19 protein-coding genes are annotated in these 21064 nt (G+C 65.3%); 13 read left to right on the top strand and 6 right to left on the bottom strand.

Going from position 1 to position 21064, the window contains the following annotated elements; genetic code table 11:
• Window positions 1–49: 49 nt before the first annotated feature.
• Window positions 50–910: a sugar phosphate isomerase/epimerase family protein gene (locus NYR58_RS13745; protein ID WP_261521464.1), complete on the bottom strand. Its 861-nt coding sequence runs from the start codon at window positions 908–910 to the stop codon at window positions 50–52.
• A 166-nt stretch (window positions 911–1076) separates the two neighbouring features.
• On the opposite strand from NYR58_RS13745, the gene NYR58_RS13740 reads away from it, so the two are divergent.
• Genes NYR58_RS13740 through NYR58_RS13720 form a run of 5 tightly spaced genes read left to right on the top strand, consistent with a single transcriptional unit; the run spans window position 1077 to window position 6308 of the window.
• Window positions 1077–2228: a Gfo/Idh/MocA family protein gene (locus tag NYR58_RS13740; RefSeq protein ID WP_261521463.1), complete on the top strand. Its 1152-nt coding sequence runs from the start codon at window positions 1077–1079 to the stop codon at window positions 2226–2228.
• Window positions 2229–2237: 9 nt separating this feature from the next.
• Entirely contained in the window at window positions 2238–3404 is a 1167-nt protein-coding gene (locus tag NYR58_RS13735) for a dihydrodipicolinate synthase family protein (RefSeq protein ID WP_261521462.1), read from the top strand.
• 3 nt (window positions 3405–3407) lie between these two features.
• Window positions 3408–4823 carry an enolase C-terminal domain-like protein gene (locus tag NYR58_RS13730; protein WP_261521461.1) on the top strand — a complete coding sequence of 472 codons (1416 nt, stop codon included), beginning with the start codon at window positions 3408–3410 and terminating at the stop codon, window positions 4821–4823.
• Window positions 4824–4838: 15 nt separating this feature from the next.
• Complete coding sequence (locus tag NYR58_RS13725) at window positions 4839–5666, top strand: sugar phosphate isomerase/epimerase family protein (protein WP_261521460.1); 828 nt, start codon at window positions 4839–4841, stop codon at window positions 5664–5666.
• Between the two features lie 45 nt (window positions 5667–5711).
• A complete protein-coding gene (locus tag NYR58_RS13720) occupies window positions 5712–6308 on the top strand; it encodes a CAP domain-containing protein (protein WP_261521459.1) in 597 nt (198 codons plus the stop codon).
• On the opposite strand, the gene rhaI is transcribed toward NYR58_RS13720, so the two are convergent.
• Both rhaI and NYR58_RS13710 read right to left on the bottom strand, forming a co-directional pair.
• Entirely contained in the window at window positions 6245–7537 is a 1293-nt protein-coding gene (gene rhaI / locus NYR58_RS13715) for an L-rhamnose catabolism isomerase (protein ID WP_261521458.1), read from the bottom strand. The two genes, NYR58_RS13720 and rhaI, sit on opposite strands and share 64 nt — an antisense overlap.
• Window positions 7538–7567: 30 nt before the next feature.
• Window positions 7568–9670: a bifunctional rhamnulose-1-phosphate aldolase/short-chain dehydrogenase gene (locus NYR58_RS13710; RefSeq protein WP_261521456.1), complete on the bottom strand. Its 2103-nt coding sequence runs from the start codon at window positions 9668–9670 to the stop codon at window positions 7568–7570.
• Between the two features lie 185 nt (window positions 9671–9855).
• On the opposite strand from NYR58_RS13710, the gene NYR58_RS13705 reads away from it, so the two are divergent.
• From NYR58_RS13705 to NYR58_RS13675, 7 genes are all read left to right on the top strand, one after another.
• Window positions 9856–10665 carry a DeoR/GlpR family DNA-binding transcription regulator gene (locus tag NYR58_RS13705; protein ID WP_261521455.1) on the top strand — a complete coding sequence of 270 codons (810 nt, stop codon included), beginning with the start codon at window positions 9856–9858 and terminating at the stop codon, window positions 10663–10665.
• A gap of 41 nt (window positions 10666–10706) precedes the next feature.
• Complete coding sequence (rhaS, locus tag NYR58_RS13700) at window positions 10707–11708, top strand: rhamnose ABC transporter substrate-binding protein (protein WP_261521454.1); 1002 nt, start codon at window positions 10707–10709, stop codon at window positions 11706–11708.
• Between the two features lie 105 nt (window positions 11709–11813).
• Complete coding sequence (locus NYR58_RS13695; protein WP_261521453.1) at window positions 11814–13406, top strand: sugar ABC transporter ATP-binding protein; 1593 nt, start codon at window positions 11814–11816, stop codon at window positions 13404–13406.
• Between the two features lie 5 nt (window positions 13407–13411).
• Window positions 13412–14392, top strand: a complete 981-nt coding sequence (locus NYR58_RS13690; protein ID WP_261521452.1) for an ABC transporter permease — start codon at window positions 13412–13414, stop codon at window positions 14390–14392.
• A complete protein-coding gene (locus NYR58_RS13685) occupies window positions 14389–15390 on the top strand; it encodes an ABC transporter permease (protein ID WP_261521450.1) in 1002 nt (333 codons plus the stop codon). The genes NYR58_RS13690 and NYR58_RS13685 overlap by 4 nt, the downstream gene beginning before the upstream one ends.
• The gene (locus NYR58_RS13680) at window positions 15387–16760 is read left to right on the top strand and encodes an FGGY-family carbohydrate kinase (protein ID WP_261521448.1); all 1374 of its coding nucleotides are present in this window, start codon (window positions 15387–15389) and stop codon (window positions 16758–16760) included. The genes NYR58_RS13685 and NYR58_RS13680 overlap by 4 nt, the downstream gene beginning before the upstream one ends.
• An 87-nt stretch (window positions 16761–16847) precedes the next feature.
• On the top strand, window positions 16848–17132 hold the full coding sequence (locus NYR58_RS13675; protein ID WP_261521447.1) for an acylphosphatase: 285 nt from the start codon (window positions 16848–16850) through the stop codon (window positions 17130–17132).
• A 13-nt stretch (window positions 17133–17145) separates the two neighbouring features.
• On the opposite strand, the gene NYR58_RS13670 is transcribed toward NYR58_RS13675, so the two are convergent.
• From NYR58_RS13670 to NYR58_RS13660, 3 genes are all read right to left on the bottom strand, one after another.
• Window positions 17146–18666, bottom strand: coding sequence for a tripartite tricarboxylate transporter permease (locus NYR58_RS13670; protein ID WP_261521445.1), 1521 nt, complete (start codon window positions 18664–18666; stop codon window positions 17146–17148).
• Between the two features lies 1 nt (window position 18667).
• On the bottom strand, window positions 18668–19099 hold the full coding sequence (locus NYR58_RS13665; protein WP_261521444.1) for a tripartite tricarboxylate transporter TctB family protein: 432 nt from the start codon (window positions 19097–19099) through the stop codon (window positions 18668–18670).
• A gap of 190 nt (window positions 19100–19289) precedes the next feature.
• Window positions 19290–20270 (bottom strand): Bug family tripartite tricarboxylate transporter substrate binding protein, encoded by a 981-nt coding sequence (locus tag NYR58_RS13660; protein ID WP_261521442.1) that lies wholly within the window; start codon window positions 20268–20270, stop codon window positions 19290–19292.
• Window positions 20271–20377: 107 nt separating this feature from the next.
• Here NYR58_RS13660 and NYR58_RS13655 point away from each other — a divergent pair, with 107 nt between their 5' ends.
• On the top strand, window positions 20378–21064 hold the full coding sequence (locus NYR58_RS13655) for a response regulator transcription factor (RefSeq protein WP_261521438.1): 687 nt from the start codon (window positions 20378–20380) through the stop codon (window positions 21062–21064).

Genomic DNA, 21064 nt, shown 5'->3' with positions numbered 1-21064 from the left:
AAGGAACTGTGAAGACAGCGCGGCAGGCTGTCAAGAAGTAAGTAACTGGTTAGTTCTTATCGACTGCATCTTTCTCAAGCCCGTCCAGAACCCCGCGCACATAGCCGATGGCGCGCGCTGCACAGGCTGGCCCGTCCGGCACATAATCGAAAGGTTCCACCGCCAGATCGCCCCCATAGCCGCTTTCGGTCAGCGCGCGCAGCAAGGGCGCAATGGCGTCCGGTCCGCCCGCATGATCGCCCTGCCCCGGCCCGCGCCGGTTTGCTGCGTTGAGCTGTACATGGGCAAGCTTGCCCTGCCGGCAATATCGAGCAGCAAGGACAGCGAGGCTATCCTGCTCCTCCTGCGCGGCGTGGCACACGTCCAGCATCAGCCGCAGCGCCGGCGCACCGATCTCGGCAATCATCGCCTCTGCCTCGGCCAGCGTGTTCAGAAAGTTGCACTCCCGGCGATTGATGGCTTCCAGACAATAGGCAATGCCGTGTTCGCCAGCGCGCCGCGCCGCTGCCTCGATATGCGCCATGGCGACAGCCCGCTGGTCCTTTGCTTGTGCGCCCAAGCGCCGCTGCGCCGGCGAGCCGTGCACGATGACACCGGCACCAAGCCCGGCAGCAAGGTCCACCAGCCGCAACAGCGCCTGCCGCGTCCTGCTGCCAATCTCGGCATCCAGTGAGGTCAGGTCCAGGCCCTCAGGCGCCATGGTCAGCCAGTGCAGGCTGGCAACGGCAAGACCCTGTGCGGCGATGGCGCGCCGCAACTCCGTGATCTCGTCCGCCGTCAGGCGGGTTGGATCGTCGGCCAGCGTAAAGGGTGCAATCTCCAGCCCATCATACCCCGCCTGCCTGGCAAAGGCACACTGCGCGGCAAGCGGCATCGGCCGCAGCACCTCGTTGCACAGCACGATCCGCATCGCCTTGCCTCCCCGTCTTCCTCGATGGCTCACACGCACAACTGCGCGCCGCTTTCAATCTCCTGTCAACCCGGTCGACGGCGGCGCAGCACTCCTGCTTGACACATTCCGTGCCGGCAAGTAAGTAACTGGGTAGTTACAAATATGAAGCTTCCAGGGAGGATTTATGGCCCAGCGGCGCATCGGCATCATCATGCACGGGATTACCGGGCGGATGGGCTACAACCAGCATCTCGTCAGGTCGGTCTTGGCCATCCGCGACCAGGGGGGCATAGTTCTTTCCGACGGCGACCGCTTGACGGTCGACCCGATTCTCGTCGGCCGCAGTCTGGAGAAGGTGGAGGCAATCGCCAAACGCCACAATGTGGCGCGCTTTACCGACGATCTCGACGCCGCGCTTGCCAACCCGGATGACGAGATCTTCTTCGACGCCGGCGCCACCAAGATCCGCGCCGGTCTTCTGGAAAAGGCACTGGCTGCCGGAAAGCACGTCTACTGCGAAAAGCCGACCTCGGACGACCTTTCGGTGGCCGTCGACATTGCCCGGAAAGCGCGCGCCTCCGGCCGCAAGCATGGCGTGGTGCAGGACAAGCTGTTCCTGCCGGGCCTCATGAAGCTGCGAATGCTGCGCGACTCCGGCTTCTTCGGCCGCATTCTCTCGGTGCGCGGCGAATTCGGCTACTGGGTGTTCGAGGGCGACTGGCAGAAGGCGCAGCGCCCTTCGTGGAACTATCGCAAGGCCGATGGCGGCGGCATCATCATCGACATGCTGTGCCACTGGCGCTACGTGCTCGACAACACCTTCGCACCCGTCAAGGCCGTCTCCTGCCTCGGTGCCACGCACATTCCCGAGCGCGTGGACGAGCAGGGCAAGCCCTACAAGGCGGATGCGGATGACGCGGCCTACGCCACCTTTGAGCTGGAGGGCGGCATCGTCGCCCACATCAATTCGAGCTGGGCGGTGCGGGTGCGCCGCGACGATCTCGTCACCTTCCAGGTGGACGGCACGCTGGGCTCCGCCGTAGCCGGGCTCCACAGATGCTGGACACAGCACCGCGTCAACACGCCCAAGCCCGTGTGGAATCCCGACCAGCCGCAGACCATGAACTTCTTCGACGATTGGGAGGAAGTGCCGGACAACTGGCCTGTCGACAACGGCTTCAAGGTGCAGTGGGAGGAGTTCCTGCGCCATGTGGCCGAGGATGCGCCCTGGAGCTACGGTCTTGAGGAAGGTGCCAAGGGCGTGCAGCTTGCCGAACTGGGGCTCAAGTCCTGGGCCGAGCGGCGATGGCTCGACGTCCCAAACCTGCAGTTCTAGGAGTGACCGATGCTCAACCTGCCCAATGCCGACCGTTCCGTCTCCACCTACACGGTGAAGAACCGGCCGATCGAGGCCGGCAAGCGCGATGCCGCTTCCTTCAATCGCATCGCCTACGCCGCCGCGCATGTGGTGGCCGACACGCTGGCCGACAACGACCCCTGGCTCGCCCCGGCCATCGACTGGGACAGGACGATGGCCTTCCGCCACCATCTGTGGGACCTAGGGCTTGGCGTGGCAGAAGCCATGGACACGGCACAGCGCGGCATGGGCCTGGGCTGGACGCAGGCCCGCGAGCTGATCGCCCGGGCCCTGCGGGAAGCAAAAGGCCGCCCCGGCGCACTGATCGCCTGCGGTGCCGGCACCGATCACCTGGCCCCCGGCCCCGACGTGACCATCGAGCATATCATCGCGGCCTATGAGGAGCAGATCGAGGCCATCGAGGCGCATGGCGGACGCATCATCCTGATGGCGAGCCGGGCACTGGCGGCAGCCGCGAAGGGTCCCGACGACTATGCGCGCGTCTATGACCGCATTCTCTCCGGCGTGAAGGAGCCGGTGATCATCCATTGGCTCGGCGAAATGTTCGACCCCGCGCTTGAGGGATATTGGGGCCGGCCCGACCACATGGACGCCATGGAGGTGGCACTCGACATCATCGCCGCCCATGCCGACAAGGTGGACGGCATCAAGATCTCGCTCCTCTCCAAGGAGAAGGAAATCGTCATGCGCCGCCGCCTGGCCAAAGGCGTGCGCATGTATACGGGCGACGACTTCAACTATGCCGAGCTTATTGCCGGAGACAGCGAAGGCCATTCCGACGCCCTGCTCGGCATCTTCGATGCCATCGCGCCTGCGGCGTCCGCCGCGCTTGCCGCCCTTGGTGCAGGCGATGAAAAAAGGTTCTTCGAGCTGCTCGCCCCGACGGTGCCGCTGTCGCGCCACATCTTCAAGGCGCCGACACGCTTCTACAAGACCGGCGTCGTCTTCCTCGCCTATCTGAACGGGTTGCAGGATCACTTCACCATGATCGGCGGTCAGGAATCGGCGCGCTCCACCCTGCATCTGGCGGACCTCTTCCGGCTGGCGGACGAGGCGCGCGTGCTCATCGACCCGGAGCTTGCGGAAGCGCGCATGCGCCAGGTGATGGCCGTGCGCGGCGTGCCCCAGTCCTGAGCGATGGCATCGCTCCCCCGTATAAGCATCGTCGAGGCCGCCGCTTTCGAGCGGCAGGTGCCGTTCCGCTTCGCCTTCCGCTTCGGTGCCGCCGAGGTGAAGGCGGCCGCGCAGGCGTTCCTGCGCGTGCGGATCGCCGACGAGACGGGCCGCGAGGCCATCGGCTGGTCGGCGGAAATGATGATGCCGAAATGGTTCGACAAGGACCCCGGCCTTTCGCCCGAAGAGAACACCCAACAGCTCAGGACCGCCCTGCGGATGGCCGCGCAGGCCATGATGGCTGCCGGCTCCGGCAGCGCCTTCGCGCTCCATGCGGGCGTCGAACCCGCTCATCGCACCGCCTGCGCGCAGGCGGGCCTCAACGGGCTGATCGCCTCCTTCGGCCTCGCCCTCGTCGACCGCGCGGTCATCGACGCGCTCGCGCGGCTGGAGGGGGTTCCGGCGCAAAGGCTCGTGAACGGGAACAGGCTTGGCATCGACACCACCACGGCGCCGGATCTGGCAGGCTTCGACCTTGACAGCTTCCTCGCCGGCCTGACGCTGCCCGCCAGTCTTGCCGTGCGGCACACGGTGGGTCTCGGCGATGCGCTGAGCGCGGATGAAAGCGCCTCCCGCCTCGACGACGGCCTGCCGGAAACGCTGGAGGATGCGATCGCCGCCTATGGGCACCGCTTATTCAAACTGAAGATTGCCGGCGACGTGAAGAAGGATGTCGCACGACTCACCCGCATCGCCGCCGTGCTCGACCGACTTCAGCCCGACTACCGGGCGACGCTCGATGGCAACGAGCAGTATGAGGACGAGGCGCATGTGCTGGAACTGCTCGATGCCATCGAGGCCGAGCCGGCTCTTGCCCGCCTGCGCGAGCGCATCCTGTTTCTGGAACAGCCCATCGCGCGCGCCCGGGCGCTTGCCCGCCCCGTCACCCGCCTTGCCGCCCGCATTGCCGTGGAAATCGACGAGTCCGACGCCGATATGGAAGCCTTCGTCGTCGCAAGGCGCCTTGGCTACACCGGCATCTCCTCGAAATCCTGCAAGGGCTTCTACCGCGCGCTTCTCAACCGAGCGCGCGTGGCACGGTGGAACGGGCAGGCCGGTGAAGCTCACTGCTTTATGTCGGCGGAAGACCTGACCACCCAGGCCGGCATCGCCATCCAGCAGGACCTCGTGCTGGCTGGCTTGATCGGCGCCGAACATGTCGAACGCAACGGCCACCATTTCGTCGACGGCATGGCCGGCGCGCCGGCCGAGGAGATGCGCGCCTATCTCGCCGCCCATGGCGATCTCTATCGAAACGTCGGCGGGCGGGCACGCCTTGCGATCCGCGAGGGCAGCCTGTCGCTTGCCTCCATCGCAGCCGCGCCCGGCCTCGGCTCGGCGGTCGAACCCGACTGGTCCGCCATGCAGCCCCTGTTCTGAGGAAGGAACCAAGCCATGAGCCTTGAAGGCCGCCTGTCGATCAATCTCGCCACCACGCGCGGAAGCTGGGGCTTCGCCGAGGCGGTGGAGGGTTGCCTGCGCCACGGGATCACGGCCATTGCCCCCTGGCGCGACCAGGTGGAAGCGATCGGGCTCAAGGAGGCTGCACGCATCGTCGAGGCAAACGGGCTGAGGGTGACGGGGCTGTGCCGCGGCGGCATGTTTCCTGCGCAGGACGCAGCCGGCAGGCAGGCCAATATCGACGACAACAGGCGGGCCATCGACGAGGCCAAGGCTCTCAACGCCGACTGCCTGGTGCTGGTGGTGGGAGGACTTCCCGGTTCCTCGAAGGACATGCCGGAGGCCCGCCGCCAGGTGGCCGAGGGTCTGGCCGCCATCCTGCCGCATGCCCGCTCCGTTGGAATGCCCCTGGCCATCGAACCGCTGCATCCCATGTATGCCGCCGACCGGGCCTGCGTGAACACGCTTTCCCAGGCGCTCGATCTGTGCGTGGAACTGGGCGAGGGAATCGGCGTGGCCATCGACGTCTACCACGTCTGGTGGGATCCCGAGCTTGCCACTCAGATCGCCCGCGCCGGGCAGATGGGCGCCATTCTCGCTCACCATATCTGCGACTGGCTGGTGCCCACCAGGGACCTTCTTCTGGACCGCGGCATGATGGGCGACGGGGTGATCGACCTGCCCGCCATTCGTCGCATGATCGAGGAGGCAGGCTTCCACGGTCCGCAGGAAGTGGAGATCTTCTCGCGCGACGACTGGTGGAAGCGCCCCGGTGACGAGGTGCTGGCCACCTGCGTGGAACGCTTCAACACCGCCTGCTGACGCAAGGGGCTGGCGCGGCCACAATCGCGTGCTAGCCAGACCTCCATGATTCGATGGACCGCCATAGCCGGCCCGGGACGGGCGGCGTGCCTGATGCTGCTCGTCATCGCCTGCACGGCCTGCGCTGCCGCGCGCCCCGACAGGCCGCTGGAGCCGGTCGGCGACCTGCAATCCCTGCGCAGGAGCGCCCTTGCCCTTGTCAACGGGGAGCGCGCCCGCCACGGCCTGCCCGCGCTGCGCGCGACCGCCCCCATCACCGCCGCCGCCCAGGCCCATGCCGAGGACATGGCGCGGCGCGACTTCTACGACCATCGCTCGCCGGAAGGCCGCGATGTGGCCGACCGATACCGCGCCCATGGTGGCGGACTGTGGGCCATCGTGGCGGAGAACATCGCAAGCTGCATCGCCTGCCAGATACCGCGCGAGCAGCTTCGCACCTTCCATGCCCGATGGATGGAAAGTCCGGGCCACCGCCGCAACATTCTCGATCCCCGGCTTCAGGATTTCGGCTTCGGCATCGCCGCGGCCGGCGGCCGGCTCTATGCCGTGCAGGCTTTCGTGACCGAGCGCCGCGACGCCTATACGATGCCGCCGCCCGTGCCGCGAGCTGCCGGACGCTCGTCCGCCACCTTCCGGCGATAGCCGCTGGCGCGATACGCGGCTACCGGATCTACGGCGCCGCCCGACCGCAGCCGCGCCATGGCGAGAACCGGCCCGACATCGGTGCGGAAGGCAGTCTTCAGAGTCTCGCTCGCCATCAACGCGTCGTTTTCTTCCTGAAAGGCGTCAAGCGCCGTGCGGTCCACCAGCAGCGCCTGGGCATAGGCGCGTGTCACCTCCACCGCCGAGAGCATCAGGCTCTCGATGGGATCGGTGACATTGTGGCTCTGGTCGAGCATGTGGGCGGGCGCAAAGCCCGGAACAGCCCGCCGCTCCGCCGCCACCAGCTCGTTGAAGATGAGGAACAGCCGATAGGGGTCGATGACGCCGGCATCCAGATCGTCGTCGCCATATTTCGAATCGTTGAAGTGGAAGCCACCAAGCTTGCCGAACTGGATCAGGCGCGAGACGATCATCTCGATGTTCACATTCGGCGCGTGGTGGCCAAGATCGACCAGGCAGAAAGCCTTCTCCCCCAGTTCCCGTGCGATCAGGTAGTTGGTGCCCCAGTCCTGCACGACGGTGGAATAGAAGGCCGGCTCGTATATCTTGTGCTCGGTGAAAAGACGCCAGTCTTCCGGCAGCGCCGCGTAGATCTGTTTCATCGAGTCCAGATAGCGCTCGAAGGCGCGGGCAAAGTCGCTCTGCCCCGGAAAGTTGGAGCCATCGCCGATCCACACCGTCAACGCCTTGGAGCCTATGGCCCTGCCGATCTCGATGCATTCCAGATTATGCTCCACCGCTTGGGCGCGCGTGGCGGCGTCTGTGTGCGAGAGCGAACCGAACTTGTAGGAGTGGTGCTGGCCGGGGTGGTCCTGGAAGGTGTTGGAGTTCATGGCATCGAAGGCCAGGCCACGGCGCGCCGCTGCCTCCTTGAGCAGGGCCGGTTCAGCCCTGTCCCATGGAATGTGGAGCGAAATGGTTGGCGTGGCGCGGGTCAGTTGGTGGATCACCGCGCAGTCCTCGATCTTGTCGAAGATGTCCCGAGGCTCGCCAGGGCCGGGGAAACGGGCAAAGCGTGTTCCGCCCGTACCTACACCCCAGGAGGGAATGGCAACGGCGAAGGCAGCCACCTTGTCGCGGATGGCATCAATGGGGATGCCGCGGCGGTCGAGCTGTTCGCCGAGCGCCTCGTAATCCCGTTCGAGTGCCGATTGTCGGGCTGCATTCTCGCGCGCGACGAGATCGGTGTCGATCGGTTGTTCGCTCATGGCCTCCTCCCTGCTTTCCGGTGAGCGGCTTTAGCGCGTGAAACTCTGCGCGTTGCCGGCATCGACGTTGAGAATGTTTCCAGTCGACTTGGCCGACATGTCGGAGACGAAGAAATAGATCGCCTCGGCCACATCCTCGGGATACACGCTGAGCTTCAGAAGCGAGCGCTTGCGATAGTGCTCCTCCAGTTCGTCCGGGCGCATGTTGTAGGCAGCGGCGCGCTGCTCGCGCCAGGCACCCGACCAGATGCGCGATCCGCGCAGCACCGCGTCCGGGTTCACCGTGTTCACGCGGATGCCGAATTCCGCCCCTTCCAGCGCCAGGCAGCGGGCCAGATGGATCTCGGCAGCCTTGGCCGTGCAATAGGCGGCGGCGTTGGGCGAGGCCGCAAGACCGTTCTTTGAGGCAACGAAGACGATCTCGCCGCCAGTGCCCTGACGCTTCATCAGACGGAAGGCCTCCCGCGCCACCAGGAAATATCCGGTGGAAAGAATATCCATGTTGCGATTCCATGTGGAAAGATCGGTCTCGTCCACGGGTGCTGCCGAGGAGATGCCGGCATTTGAGACCAAAATGTCGAGCCCGCCATATTCGCGTACCGCATGGGCAAAGGCGGCGGCGGCCTCGTCCTCCGCCGTCACGTCCAGTCTGACGCGGCGCACACAGTCGGCCGTATACCGACCGGCCAACTCCTCCTCCGCCAGGGCAAGCGCCTTTTCGTCGATGTCGGCCAGCACGACACAGGCGCCATCCTGGAGAAGGCGCTCGGCCGTGGCCTTGCCAATGCCCCCTGCTCCGCCGGTGATCAGCGCAATCTTTCCGGCCAGCGGCCGGGGCCTTGGCAGGCGCTGAAGCTTCGCCTCCTCCAGCACCCAGTACTCGATGTCGAACGCTTCCTGCTCGGCCAAGCCCACATAGCTGGAGACGCTGGAGGCCCCGCGCATCACGTTGATCGCGTTAACATAGAACTCGGCCGAAACGCGGGCCGTCGCCTTGTCCTTGGCAAAGGTAATCATTCCCACGCCCGGCACCAGATATACCACCGCATTGGGATCGCGCATGGGCGGGCTGTCAGGCCGCTTGCACCGCTCGTAATAGGCAGCGTGCTCCTCGCGATATGCCGCGATGGCGGCCGGCAGGCTCCCGAGCGTTCTGTCGAGGTCGGGCCGGGCCGGATCGAAATCGACCACGAGCGGCGTTCGCTTGGTGCGCAGAAAATGGTCCGGGCAACTCGTGCCCAGTGCTGCAAGCGTCTCCATATCCCGCCCGGCCGTGAACTCGAGCACCGCTTCGCTGTCGTCGAAATGGCCGACCTTGCGCTGCGCATCGGAAATCAGGCCGCGGATCGCCGGCATCAGCCGTTCGGCCACCCGGCGCCGCTCCTCAGGGCCCAGAACGGGCCGCACAGCACCGCCAAAAGCAGGCTTGTCCGCCGCCTCCTCCTCGAACCACGCGATGGCGCGGTTGATGATACGGATGGTGGTCTCGTAGCATTCGCGTGCCGTGTCGCCCCATGTAAAGAGCCCATGACCAGCCAGCACCACGCCCTTGGCGTCCGGGTTATCGCGGCAGAACGCCTCCAACCAGAGGCCGAGCTCGAAGCCTGGCCGTTTCCAAGGCAGCCAGCCGATCTCGCCGCCATAGATCGTCTCCGTCAGCGTCTTGCTGTTTTGCGCCGCCGCAATGGCGATCACCGCATCCGGGTGCATATGGTCAACATGCCGGTATGGAACATAGGCATGAAGCGGCGTGTCGATGGAGGCGGCACGCGGATTGAGGTTGAAAGTGCAGTGGGGCAGATACCCCACCATCTCGTCCTCATGGTCAACGCCGCGATAAAGCTTCTTCAGCCCGTGCAGCTTGTCCATGTAAAGCGTGGCGAAGCCGTCAAGTTTGATGGTTCCGACATCGCCGCCCGAGCCCTTGACCCACAGGACCTCCACCGGTTCACCCGTGAACGGATCGGCCTGCGTCACTTTGGCCGAGGTGTTGCCGCCCCCATAATTTGTGATGCGCTTGTCCGAGCCCAGAAGGTTGGAGCGATAAAGCAGGCGCTCCGGCTCGCTCATGGTGGCGGCCCTCGTCTCATCCCAAAGATCGGCGAGCCGTGTTCCACCGCGTGTTTCAAGCATGGAAGTCCTCCCTCGCTGCACCGCCGGGTGCATCTGGCATGGTTCAAAAGTGGCAAAAGGCCCTCCCTCTGTCAATCAATATCACTCAATTTCGATCATATTGCGCTGCAACAATAAAGATTTTGACGGAATATGATTGACACTGCGCGATTCCGATGCGTTAATTCGCGATCGAGGGAGGACCCATGCACGAGAAAGAGCGCCATCGCATCATCCTGTCAGCCGTTCAGGAAAAGCCTGTCGTCACCGTGCAGGAAATGGTGGACCTGACCGGCGCCTCGGAGGCCACGATTCGGCGTGACATCGCCGCCCTGCACATGCAGCAGAAGCTGAGGCGCGTGCGCGGCGGGGCTGAGGCCATGACACCGCCGCAGTTCATCGGGCTTGCCGGCAGGCCGTTCAAGGTCAACGAGGCGCTCAACGCTGACAAGAAGCGGGCCATTGCGCGCGAGGCCGTGGCACTGTGCAGCGACGGCGAGCCGATCATCATCAATGGCGGCACCACCACCTTCCAGATGGTGCATTTCCTTGCCAGCCGGCGGATGCCCATCCTCACCAATTCCTTTGTCATCGCCGAGCACCTTCTGAAGCATTCGAAGAACACGGTGGTTCTGCCCGGCGGCACTGTCTATCGCGAGCAGAACATCGTGCTCTCGCCGTTCGACAACGACGTGACGGCCAATTTCTACGCGCGGCGCATGTTCATGGGCGCCCGCGGTCTCGGCCCCCTCGGCCTGATGGAAGGCGATCCCCTGCTGATCCAGGCCGAGCAGAAGCTGATCAATCAGGCCGAGGAGCTGGTGGTGCTGGCCGATTCCAGCAAGTTCCGCCAGCGCTCAAGCCTCATCCTGTGCCGGCTGGAGCGCATCGCCACGGTGATTACCGACGAGGGCGTGACCGATCGGGAAGCGAAGATGCTGGAGGCGGCGGGCGTGCGCCTGATCGTGGCCAGCAGCCCCGGCCAGGCCCGAGAGGAGACTTCCCTGCCTGCGTGAGCCGGCGGGGACGACGACGCAAACGCTCAAGGGAGGAAACGATGAGCATTGCAAGGAAACTTCTGGCAGCGGCGGCCACCGCCGCCTTCACCCTCGCCGCAGCCCAGGCGCAAGCGCAGGACAATGTGCGCATCGCGCTCGTCGTCAAGGCGCTCGGCATCGGCTTCTTCGAGGCCGCCCACGAAGGCGCTCAGGAGGCGGCGAAGGAGCTGGGCAATGTCGAGGTCATCTATACCGGGCCGACAGACACCACCGCCGAAGGCCAGATCGAGGTCATCAATTCCCTGATCGCCCAAAATGTCGACGCCATCGCCGTCTCGGCCAACGATACCGATGCGCTGGTGCCGACGCTCAAGCGGGCCATGGACCGCGGCATCACCGTCATCTCCTGGGATTCGGGTGTCGCGCCGGAAGGCCGGCAGATGCACCTCAACCCCTCCTCGAACCAGCTCATTGGAGAGATGTGCGTGAAAATGGCAGCGGACCATTTGCCGGAAGGCGGTGGTGACGTGGCCATTCTCTCAGCCTCGGCCACCCACACCAACCAGAACAACTGGATCGCCGAGATGAAGAAGGTGCTGCCCGACTATCCGGGCGTGAACCTGGTCACCACCGTCTATGGCGATGATCTTGCCGACAAGTCGTACCGCGAAGCCCAAGGTCTCATCCAGAGCTATCCGAATCTCAAGGCCATCATCGCCCCCACCTCGGTGGGCATCGTGGCAGCAGCCCAGGCGGTGACTGACGCCGGCAAGATCGGCGAGATCAATGTCACCGGACTTGGCCTGCCCTCCGAAATGGCTGGCCATGTGAAATCCGGCGCGTCCAAGAGCTTCGCCATCTGGAACCCGATCGATCTCGGCTATGCCGCTACCATGATCGCCTATAATCTGGCCACGGGCCAGGCGACCGCCGAGCCGGGCGCCGAGATCGACATGGGGCGCGTCGGCACCGTCACGCTCGACGAGAACCGCGAGGGCGCGATGGCCGAGCCCTTCGTCTACGATGCCTCGAACATCGACAGGTTCAAGGATATCTTCTGAGACGTTCGGCGAGGGCAGGAGCGGTCCTCCCGGTGCTCCGGCGCCGAAAGGGAGGGCCGCCCGTCGCAGAAGAGCAGTCAGGCAATCGTGGCAGAGCCGCTTCCCATGCTCCAGAAAGCCAGGACAGAAAACGCGGATACGCCGCAGGCCCCGAGCGGACAGCTGGTGCTGACGCTTGCCGGCATCTGCAAGAGCTTTCCCGGCGTGCGCGCGCTTTCCGACGTCTCGCTGGAGCTCTATCCCGGCACGGTCACGGCCCTCATCGGCGAGAACGGTGCCGGAAAATCGACGTTGGTGAAGATCCTCACCGGCATCTATCAGCCGGATGAGGGCACGATCCGGCTGGGCGGGAGAGAGGTTTTCTTTGCCACTGCCTATGACGCCCATCGCGCGGGCATCACCGCTATTCACCAGGAAACGGTGCTGTTCGACGAACTTTCCGTAGCGGAGAACATTTTCCTCGGCCACGCACCGCGCACCCGCCTGGGCCTCATCGACCGGGCACGCATGAACCGCGAGGCCGGCACCGTGCTGGAGCGCATCGGCGCGGCCATCGACCCGCAGGCGCGACTGCGCGACCTCGGTATTGCCAGCAAGCACCTGGTGGCCATTGCACGGGCACTGTCGGTCGATGCGCGCATCGTCATCATGGACGAGCCCACCGCCGCCCTCTCCCACAAGGAAATCGAGGAACTCTACGAGCTCATCGAGCGCCTCAAGGCGGAAGGCAAGGCAATCCTCTTCATCTCCCACAAGTTCGACGAGATCTTCCGCATCGCCGACCGCTACACCGTCTTCCGCGACGGCGAATGCGTGGGCGCCGGACTGATCTCCAAAACCAACCACGATGCGCTGGTGCGCCTCATGGTAGGCCGCCCGGTGGGCCAGATCTTCCCCAAACGAAAGGCAGAGATCGGCCCCGCCGTGCTCACCGTTTCCGGTTACAGCCACCCAACCGAGTTCGCCGACATCGGCTTTGAGCTTCGCCGCGGGGAAATCCTCGGCTTCTACGGCCTTGTCGGTGCCGGGCGCAGCGAACTGATGCAGGCGCTGTTCGGCATCACAAAGCCATCGCGGGGAGCCGTGAGGATCGACGGCGAGGTGGCGGTCATCCGCAGCCCGGCCGAGGCAATCCGCCGCGGCATCGTCTATGTGCCGGAGGAACGCGGCAGGCAGGGGGCGATTGCCGGGCTGCCGATCTTTCAGAACGTCACCCTGCCTTCGCTGTCGCGCACCACGCGCCACGGTTTCCTGCGCCTGGCGGAGGAGTTCAAGCTCGCCCGCGAATACACCTCACGCCTGGATCTTCGCGCCGCGAGCCTCGACCAGGATGTGGGCACCCTCTCGGGCGGAAACCAGCAGAAGGTGGTCATCGCCAAGTGGCTCGCCACCGCACCCAAGGTCATCATCCTCGACGAGCCCACCAAGGGCATCGACATCGGCTCCAAGGCGGCGGTGCACGCCTTCATGAGCGAGCTGGTTGCGGCCGGACTCAGCATCATCATGGTCTCCTCCGAGATCCCCGAGATCCTGGGCATGTCCGACCGCGTGATCGTCATGCGCGAAGGGCGCATCGCCGCCGAATTCGCACGCGAGGGGCTGGACGCCGAAACCCTGGTGCGTGCCGCCGCTGGCATTGCAGGGGAAATGCCCCCCATGCCGGATGCTTCCACCCCCGCCCCCCTTCAAGGGCCATGAGAGACATGATGAGGCTCCTCAAATCCCGCGAGATTCTTCTGGCCGCCGCGATTCTGGTGCTGCTTGCCGCCATCGCATGGCGCTTTCCCGGCTTCGTGCGTCCGGCCAATCTCGCCAATGTCTTCAACGACACGGCCATCCTCATCATCCTGGCGCTCGGCCAGATGATGGTGATCCTCACCCGCTGCATCGATCTCTCGATGGCTGCCAATCTGGCCCTTTGCGGCATGGTGGTGGCCATGCTCAACGCGACCGTGCCGGGCATTCCCATTCCGCTTCTCATTCTCTTCGGCATTGGCGTCGGCGCCCTTCTTGGCGCTTTCAACGGCATTCTGGTATGGAAGGTGGAGATCCCGCCCATCGTGGTCACGCTCGGCACGCTGACCATCTTCCGCGGCATCATCTTCGTGATCTCCGGCGGCGAATGGGTGAACGCGCACCAGATGAGCGCCGCCTTCAAGGCCCTGCCGCGCGCGCCTCTTCTCGGCCTGCCGATGCTCTCCTGGATCGCGTTGGCCGCCATCGCTCTCATGGCGCTGTTCATCACGCGCACGCCGCTCGGCCGCGCCTTCTATGCGGTAGGCGGCAATCCCACCGCCGCCGTCTACACCGGCATCGATGTCGGGCGCACACGCTTTCTCGCCTTCACCCTGGCCGGGGCGCTGGCGGGCCTGTCGGGCTATCTGTGGGTATCGCGCTATGCGGTCGCCTATGTGGACATCGCCGGCGGTTTCGAGCTCGACATCATCGCAGCCTGTGTCATCGGCGGCATCTCCATTGCCGGTGGCATCGGCTCGGTGGGGGGCGCGGTGCTCGGCGCGCTGTTCTTCGGCGTCGTCAAGAACGCGCTGCCCGTCATCGACATCTCGCCCTTCTGGCAGCTCGCCATCTCGGGCAGCGCCATCATCCTGGCCGTCGCCTTCAATGCCCGCGCCGAACGGCGGCAGGGCCGGCTCATCCTGCGCAACCGCGAGGCGGCAACATGAGCGAGACGACCCAACGCTTCATCCCCGACCGGCTGGAAAGCCGCTGGACGTCGCTCCTGAAAAGCTGGGAGACGCTGCTCGTCGCCGTGGCGGTGTTCGTTTTCGTCGTCAACGCGCTCTCCTCGCCATATTTCCTCAATGCCTGGAACCTGTCGGACGCCACCTTCAACTTCACCGAAAAAGCGATGATCGCCATGGCCATGGCGCTGCTCATCATCGCCGGCGAGATCGACCTGTCGGTGGCCGCCATCATCGCGCTGGCCTCCACGGCCATGGGGCTGGCGCTGCAGTATGGCGCCGGCACGCCCGAGCTCGTGCTCGTCGGGCTTTTCGTGGGGCTGGCCTGCGGTGCCTTCAATGGCTGGCTGGTGACGGGGTTCGGTCTGCCCTCCATCGTCGTTACCATCGGCACGATGAGCCTGTTCCGTGGCATTGCCTACATCATCCTGGGGGATCAGGCATTTACCGGTTATCCTGCGGATTTCGCGTGGTTCGGCCAGGGCTATGTGTGGTGGGTAATCTCCTTTGAGCTGGTGCTGTTTGCCCTCGTCGCCCTTTTCTTCGGCGTCCTGCTGCACTGCACTGGCTTCGGCCGGCAGGTCTACGCCATCGGCAACAATCCCACGGGGGCCCTGTTCTCCGGCGTCAGGGTGGCACGCGTCAAGTTCGTTCTCTTCCTGATGACCGGGCTCATGTCCGGTCTTGCCGCCATCTGCCTGACGGCCAGGCTCGGCTCGACGCGACCTTCCATCGCCTTTGCCTGGGAGCTCGAAGTCGTCACCATGGTCGTGCTCGGCGGCGTCAACATCCTCGGTGGCTCTGGCAGCATTCCCGGCGTCTTCATCGCGGCGATCATCATGGGGCTCGTCACCTTCGGTTTCGGCTTGGCCAATGTTCCGGGCATCGTCATGTCGATCTTCACCGGGCTGCTGCTCATAGCCGTCATCGGCGCGCCCATCCTCTGGCACCGGCTGCGCGGAGAGAAAACATTGCCATGAGTGGACCTCGCCATGTCGCCGTCGTCGACATCGGGAAGACCAACGCCAAGCTGGCGTTGGTCGATCTTGAGCATCGCGCAGAAATCGACCAGCGGCGCACACCCAACAAGGCGCGCGCCGACGGCCCCTACCCCCATTACGACGTCGAGAGCCTGTGGCGTTTCATCCTCGACAGCCTCGCGACATTTGCCCGTCGACATCCGCTCTCCGCCATCAGTGTCACAACGCATGGGGCGACGGCTGCGTTGCTCGACAGGCACGGGGGTCTTGCCCTGCCGGTGCTCGATTACGAGCATGAGGGTCCGCAAGGCACCGCCGCGCGCTACGAGGCCCTGCGCCCCTCCTTCTCGGAAACCGGTTCGCCACGCCTTCCCGGCGGGCTCAATCTCGGCGCCCAGATCTTCTGGCAGCAGTCGGCCTTTCCCGACGCCTTTGCCAGGACCGCCGCCATCCTGCCCTATCCGCAATATTGGGCTTGGCGGCTCAGCGGCGTTGCGGCAAGCGAAGTGACCTCGCTCGGCTGCCACACGGACCTCTGGTCACCTGCCGCACGTGACTTTTCAAGCCTCGTCCTTGCCATGGGCTGGCGGTCACTCATGCCGCCGCTTGCCGCTGCCAGTGCCCGTCTGGGGCCTGTCCTGCCGGAGGTGGCGCACGCCGCCGCGCTCGACCCTGCTACGCCCGTCCTTTGCGGCGTGCATGATTCCAACGCTTCGCTTCTGCCGCATCTCCTCGCCCGCCGCCCTCCCTTCAGCGTGGTTTCCACCGGCACCTGGGTGGTGACGATGGCTGTGGGCGGTGGCAGCCCGAAACTCGACCCGGAGCGCGACACGCTCGTGAATGTGAACGTCTTCGGCGATCCGGTGCCCTCTGCCCGGTTCATGGGTGGGCGCGAGTTTGCCACGCTCACACAGGGGCTCGATGGCTGTACGGAGGAGGAGATGCGGACTGTCCTTGCCGGTCGGCTTCTGCTTCTGCCCTCGGTGCAGCCGGGTTGCGGTCCCTACCCGGCGCGCCGATCGTCCTGGTCGCAAATGCCCGCCACCGCCGGCACCAGATACGCGGCCGCCTGTTTCTATCTGGCGATGATGACGGCGACCTGCCTCGATCTCGTCGCCGCGCAAGGCCCAACGGTGGTGGAAGGCCCCTTCGCCGGCAACACGCTGTTTACCCGCATGCTGGCTGCGGCCACCGGACGGGACGTGCTGGTCGCACCCGCCGACAGCACCGGTACGGCAATCGGTGCCGCATTGCTGGCTGCCGGTACACCGCACACTGCCCAGCAGGAAGCGTCCCCCGTTGGTGATCCGGGCGAGGCATGGCAGGCCTATGCTGCCGCGTGGCGCGCCGCCGTGGCGCAGACGCCATAGCGCCCCGCCGCCTTGCGCAGGCCAACCGGCGGACCGATAATGAGCCTCGACCCTCAGCGTGCACCATGGGGCAAGCAGGAGGCTGAAATGCGCAACGAGACCCAGGCAAAGCGCCTGCGCATCACCGGCCGCGTGCAGGGCGTCAACTTTCGCGCCTGGACAAAGGCGCAGGCCGAGGAGCTGGACCTGCGCGGCTGGGTGCGCAACGAGCCCGACGGCGCCGTGGCGGCCGTCATCGCCGGGCCCGGATCGGCGGTCGCCACCATGCTTGAGCGCTTGCGCTCCGGCCCGCCCGCCGCCTCGGTCGCCGGGATTGCCGTCGAGGAAACCGATCCCTCCAACGTGCCGGACGGCTTCGCCATCCGGCGCTGAACAGTCCCTCGCCTCAACGCGCCACCGTCACCTCCGCCTTCTTGCGTCGGATGAGACGCCCGAACAGCAGCGGGGCGATGAAGCCCAGAATGGCCAGCAGCCAGATGCCGATTGCTATGGGCGAGCCCCACAGGATCGACAGATCGCCGTCGGAAATCGTCAGCGCTCGGCGCAGGTTCTTCTCCATCTCGTTGCCGAGCAGAATGCCCAGAATGACGGGAACCAGCGGCACGTCGAGCTTGCGCAGCAGATAGCCCATGACGCCGAAGGCGATCATGACCAGGAGGTCGAAGGTCGATCCCGAAAGGCCGTAGATGCCGACGAACGAGACCATGGCAACCGCCGGCATCAGATATTTCGTGGGCACCTGCAGGACGCGCACGAAGATGCCGACCATCGGGACGTTGAGCAGGAGCAGCATGACATTGCCGATGAACAGCGCGGCAATCAGACCCCACACCACATCCGGCTGCTGGGTGAAGAGCAGCGGACCCGGCGTGATGTTGAGCGCCATCAGCATGGCGAGCAGAACGGCCGTGGTGCCCGAGCCCGGCACGCCGAGCGCCAGCATGGGCACCAGCGCGCCGCCGGCCGCCGCATTGTTGCCGGCCTCCGGCGCGGCAACGCCGCGCGGATCGCCCTTGCCAAAGGTGCCCTCCTTGTCCTTCAACCGCTTCTCGAAGGTATAGGCCACGAAGGAGCCGAGCGAGGCGCCGGCGCCCGGCAGCACGCCCGCGACAAAGCCGAGAATCGTGCTTCTTGCCATGGAGCCTGCCGTGCGCGCCACCATGGACAGGGGCGCGGTGATGCGGTTGAGCCGTGTCGTTCCCGCTTCCGGCGCCTCGCCATTGGCATGTTCGAGGAAAAGCAGCACCTCGGAGATGGCAAACAGGCCGACGATGGCGACCAGGAAGTGAATCCCCTCATAGAGGTGGATCTCGCCGAAGGTCAGGCGCGGCACGCCGGTCTGGTGGTCGACGCCGATCATCGCGATGCCGAGACCGAGCGCGGCGGCAATGACGGCCTTGGCCTGATTGCGCGCCGCGATGCCGCCGAGCGTGGCAAAGGCAAGCGTGAACAGCGCGAAATATTCCGCCGGTCCGAAGAGCAGCGCCACCTTGACGAGCTGCGGCGCCAGAAAGACGAGACCCCAGGTGGCGAAGAAGGCGCCGACGAAGGAGGCGATGCCCGACAGCGCCAGTGCCTCTCCGGCCTGTCCGTTCTTCGTCATCGGATAGCCGTCGAGCGTCGTCATCAGCGCCGGTTCGTCGCCCGGGATGTTGAGCAGGATCGAGGAGATGCGCCCGCCATACATCGCCCCGTAATAGACCGAGGTGAGCAGGATGAGCGCCGGTGTCGCCGGCAGGCCAAGCGTGAACGCGAGCGGAATGAGGATGGCCACGCCGTTGGAAGGGCCGAGCCCCGGCAGCGCCCCGATGATGGTGCCCAGAAAGCAGCCGATCAGCGCCAGGGCCAGGTTCTGCCAGGTAAGCGCAACGGCGAAACCATCGGCAAGGTTGGAAAAGACATCCATCTCAGAATCCCCATGGACCGAGGGCGAGGGACAGCCCCAGCACCTGCCTGAAAATGACGAAGATGCCCACCGCGATTGAAACGCCGGCAATGGTTGCCGCGATCGGCCCGGCTCCCAGCCGCCAGCTCAAGAGCCCCGCTGCCACGGCGGTGGAAAGGGTGAAACCGAATTCCGGCAGCGCGTAGGTGTAGGCCACCATGACGAGCACGGCAAAGACAATCTCGCCCATGCGCCCGAGCCGCGGCCAGACGGGCTCGGGGTCGGGCCTGACGAGCGTGTAGAGCGCACCAAGCCCCAGAACCACGCCGATGGCGATGGGAAATGCCTTCGGCCCCATGGGATCGGAAATGAACCCGACCCGGATCTGCGTGGAAAAATAGATGTAGAGCAGCGAAAGCAGCAGGCATGTGCCGCCCAGGACCCGGTCGCTCATGGCATCCTCCCCTAGTGGTGCGATCCCGATAGATGGTACCCATCTGTCGGGAGAAATCGCCCCAACAGATCAACAGCCTGTGGGCTGACTTGTCGAAACGGACGGGTACCATCTGTTTCGGTCAGACCACCAGCGTTCATCGGGCGGCCCGCCGCCTGCGGTGCGGCGGCCCGCCCCTTGCGCATTGGCGCTATTGCAGAAGGCCGATCTCGCGGCTCAGCTCTTCGGTGTCGGCAATCTGCTGGTCGACGAAAGCCTCGAAATCGCCACCGAAGCGGGAAAGCGGCATCAGCCCGTTGGCGGCCATCACCTCCTTCCAGGTGTCGCTCTCATAGACGGTCTTGATGGCCTCGACCCAGAAATCATAGGCCTCGTCGCTCATTCCGCCCGGCGCATAAAAGCCCCGCCAATTGGCGCCCACCGCGTCGATCCCCTGCTCCTTGGCCGTGGGGAAACGGTCGAACTCACCGGGCAGGCGCTCCTCGGCCAGCACGGCCAGCACCTTCAGATCACCCGAATCGACGAAGCCCTTGGCCTCGGAGATATCGCCGGAAAAGGCCTGCACATGGCCGCCAAGAAGCTGGGTGACGGCCTCGCCGCCGCCTTCGAAGGCAACGTACTTGATGGCGCGCGCATCGTTGAAACCGGCCGCCTTGGCGGCAATCAGCACCTTCAGATGGTCCCAGCCACCCACCGCCGAACCGCCGGCGAAGGAGACGGCGCTCGGGTTTTCCTTCACCGCCTCGAACAGTTCGGGCAGCGTGCTGATGGGCGAATCCTTGGCCACGGCGATCACGCCGTAGTCAGCACCGATGGTGCCGAGCCAGCGCACCTGATCCTTGCTGGCGCCGGGAAAGGCGCCCTGGGCCAGCCGGGTGGTGGTTGCCGAGGAGGCGGCGACGATCAGGTTGTCGTCGCCGTTGCGCTTGGAAACCACTTCGGCAAAGGCCACGCCGCCGCCGCCGCCGGCAAGGTTCGTCACCTGCACCGGGTTCGGCACGATTTTCAGGTCATAGAGCGCCTTGCCGACCTGACGGCAGGTGAAGTCCCAGCCGCCGCCGGCATTGGCCGGCGCGATACATTCCGTATTGCCCGGCTCGAAGGCCATGGCGCCCGCCGGCGCGAAGGTTGCAAAAAGGGTTGCGGCCGCCGCCGCGATCAGTTTCTTCATGAGGAAATCCTCCCTTGTTCCTGCCGCACGCGTTTCGTGCGAAGGTTCGGGGAGAATAGGCTCGCAAGCTGTCAGAAAGCTGTCATTTTGTAAGGGGAACCCAAGCAGTGCGCGTTCTTGTGGTGGAGGACACGGAGGACGTGGCCGAGGCGATCCTGGCGCATTTCCAGCGCCAGGGCCATGTGTGCGACCATGCGGAATGTCGCGAGGACGCGGCACATTTCATCGCCCTTGCCGAGCCCTATGATCTCGTCATCCTCGATCTCAACCTGCCCGATGGCTCCGGGCTCGAACTCTTGAAGGAACTGCGCGCCGCCCGCAACGCGGTGCCCGTCCTGGTGCTGACCGCCCGCATGCATGTGGAGGACAAGATCGACGCGCTGGACGTCGGCGCCGACGACTATCTCGTCAAACCCTTCGACCTGCGCGAGCTTGAGGCGCGTGCCCGCGCCGTCAGTCGGCGCCGGCACGGCGCTGTGCAGGCCGCGGTGGAGACCGGAAACCTGTGCTGCGACCTTGCCGCGCGCTCCGTGACCATCGACGGCCGCGAGGTGGAGCTGACGCGGCGGGAGTTCATCCTGCTCGAAGCCTTCATGGGAAATCTGAACCGGGTGCTGGAGAAGGACGAGCTTTATTCCCGGCTTTACGGGCTGACCGGCGAGGCCGGCCTCAACGCGGTGGAAGTCTATATCGCCCGCCTGCGCCGAAAGCTGGAAGGCGCGGATCTGGAAATCAGAACCCTGCGCGGGCTCGGCTACCAGGCCGTGCCACGGGAAAGGACGCGCACGCCGTGA

The organism is Chelativorans intermedius, assembly GCF_025398255.1.
In the GTDB taxonomy this organism is placed as follows: Bacteria; Pseudomonadota; Alphaproteobacteria; order Rhizobiales; family Rhizobiaceae; genus Chelativorans; species Chelativorans intermedius.
This window is presented reverse-complemented; position numbering and strand designations above follow the sequence as displayed.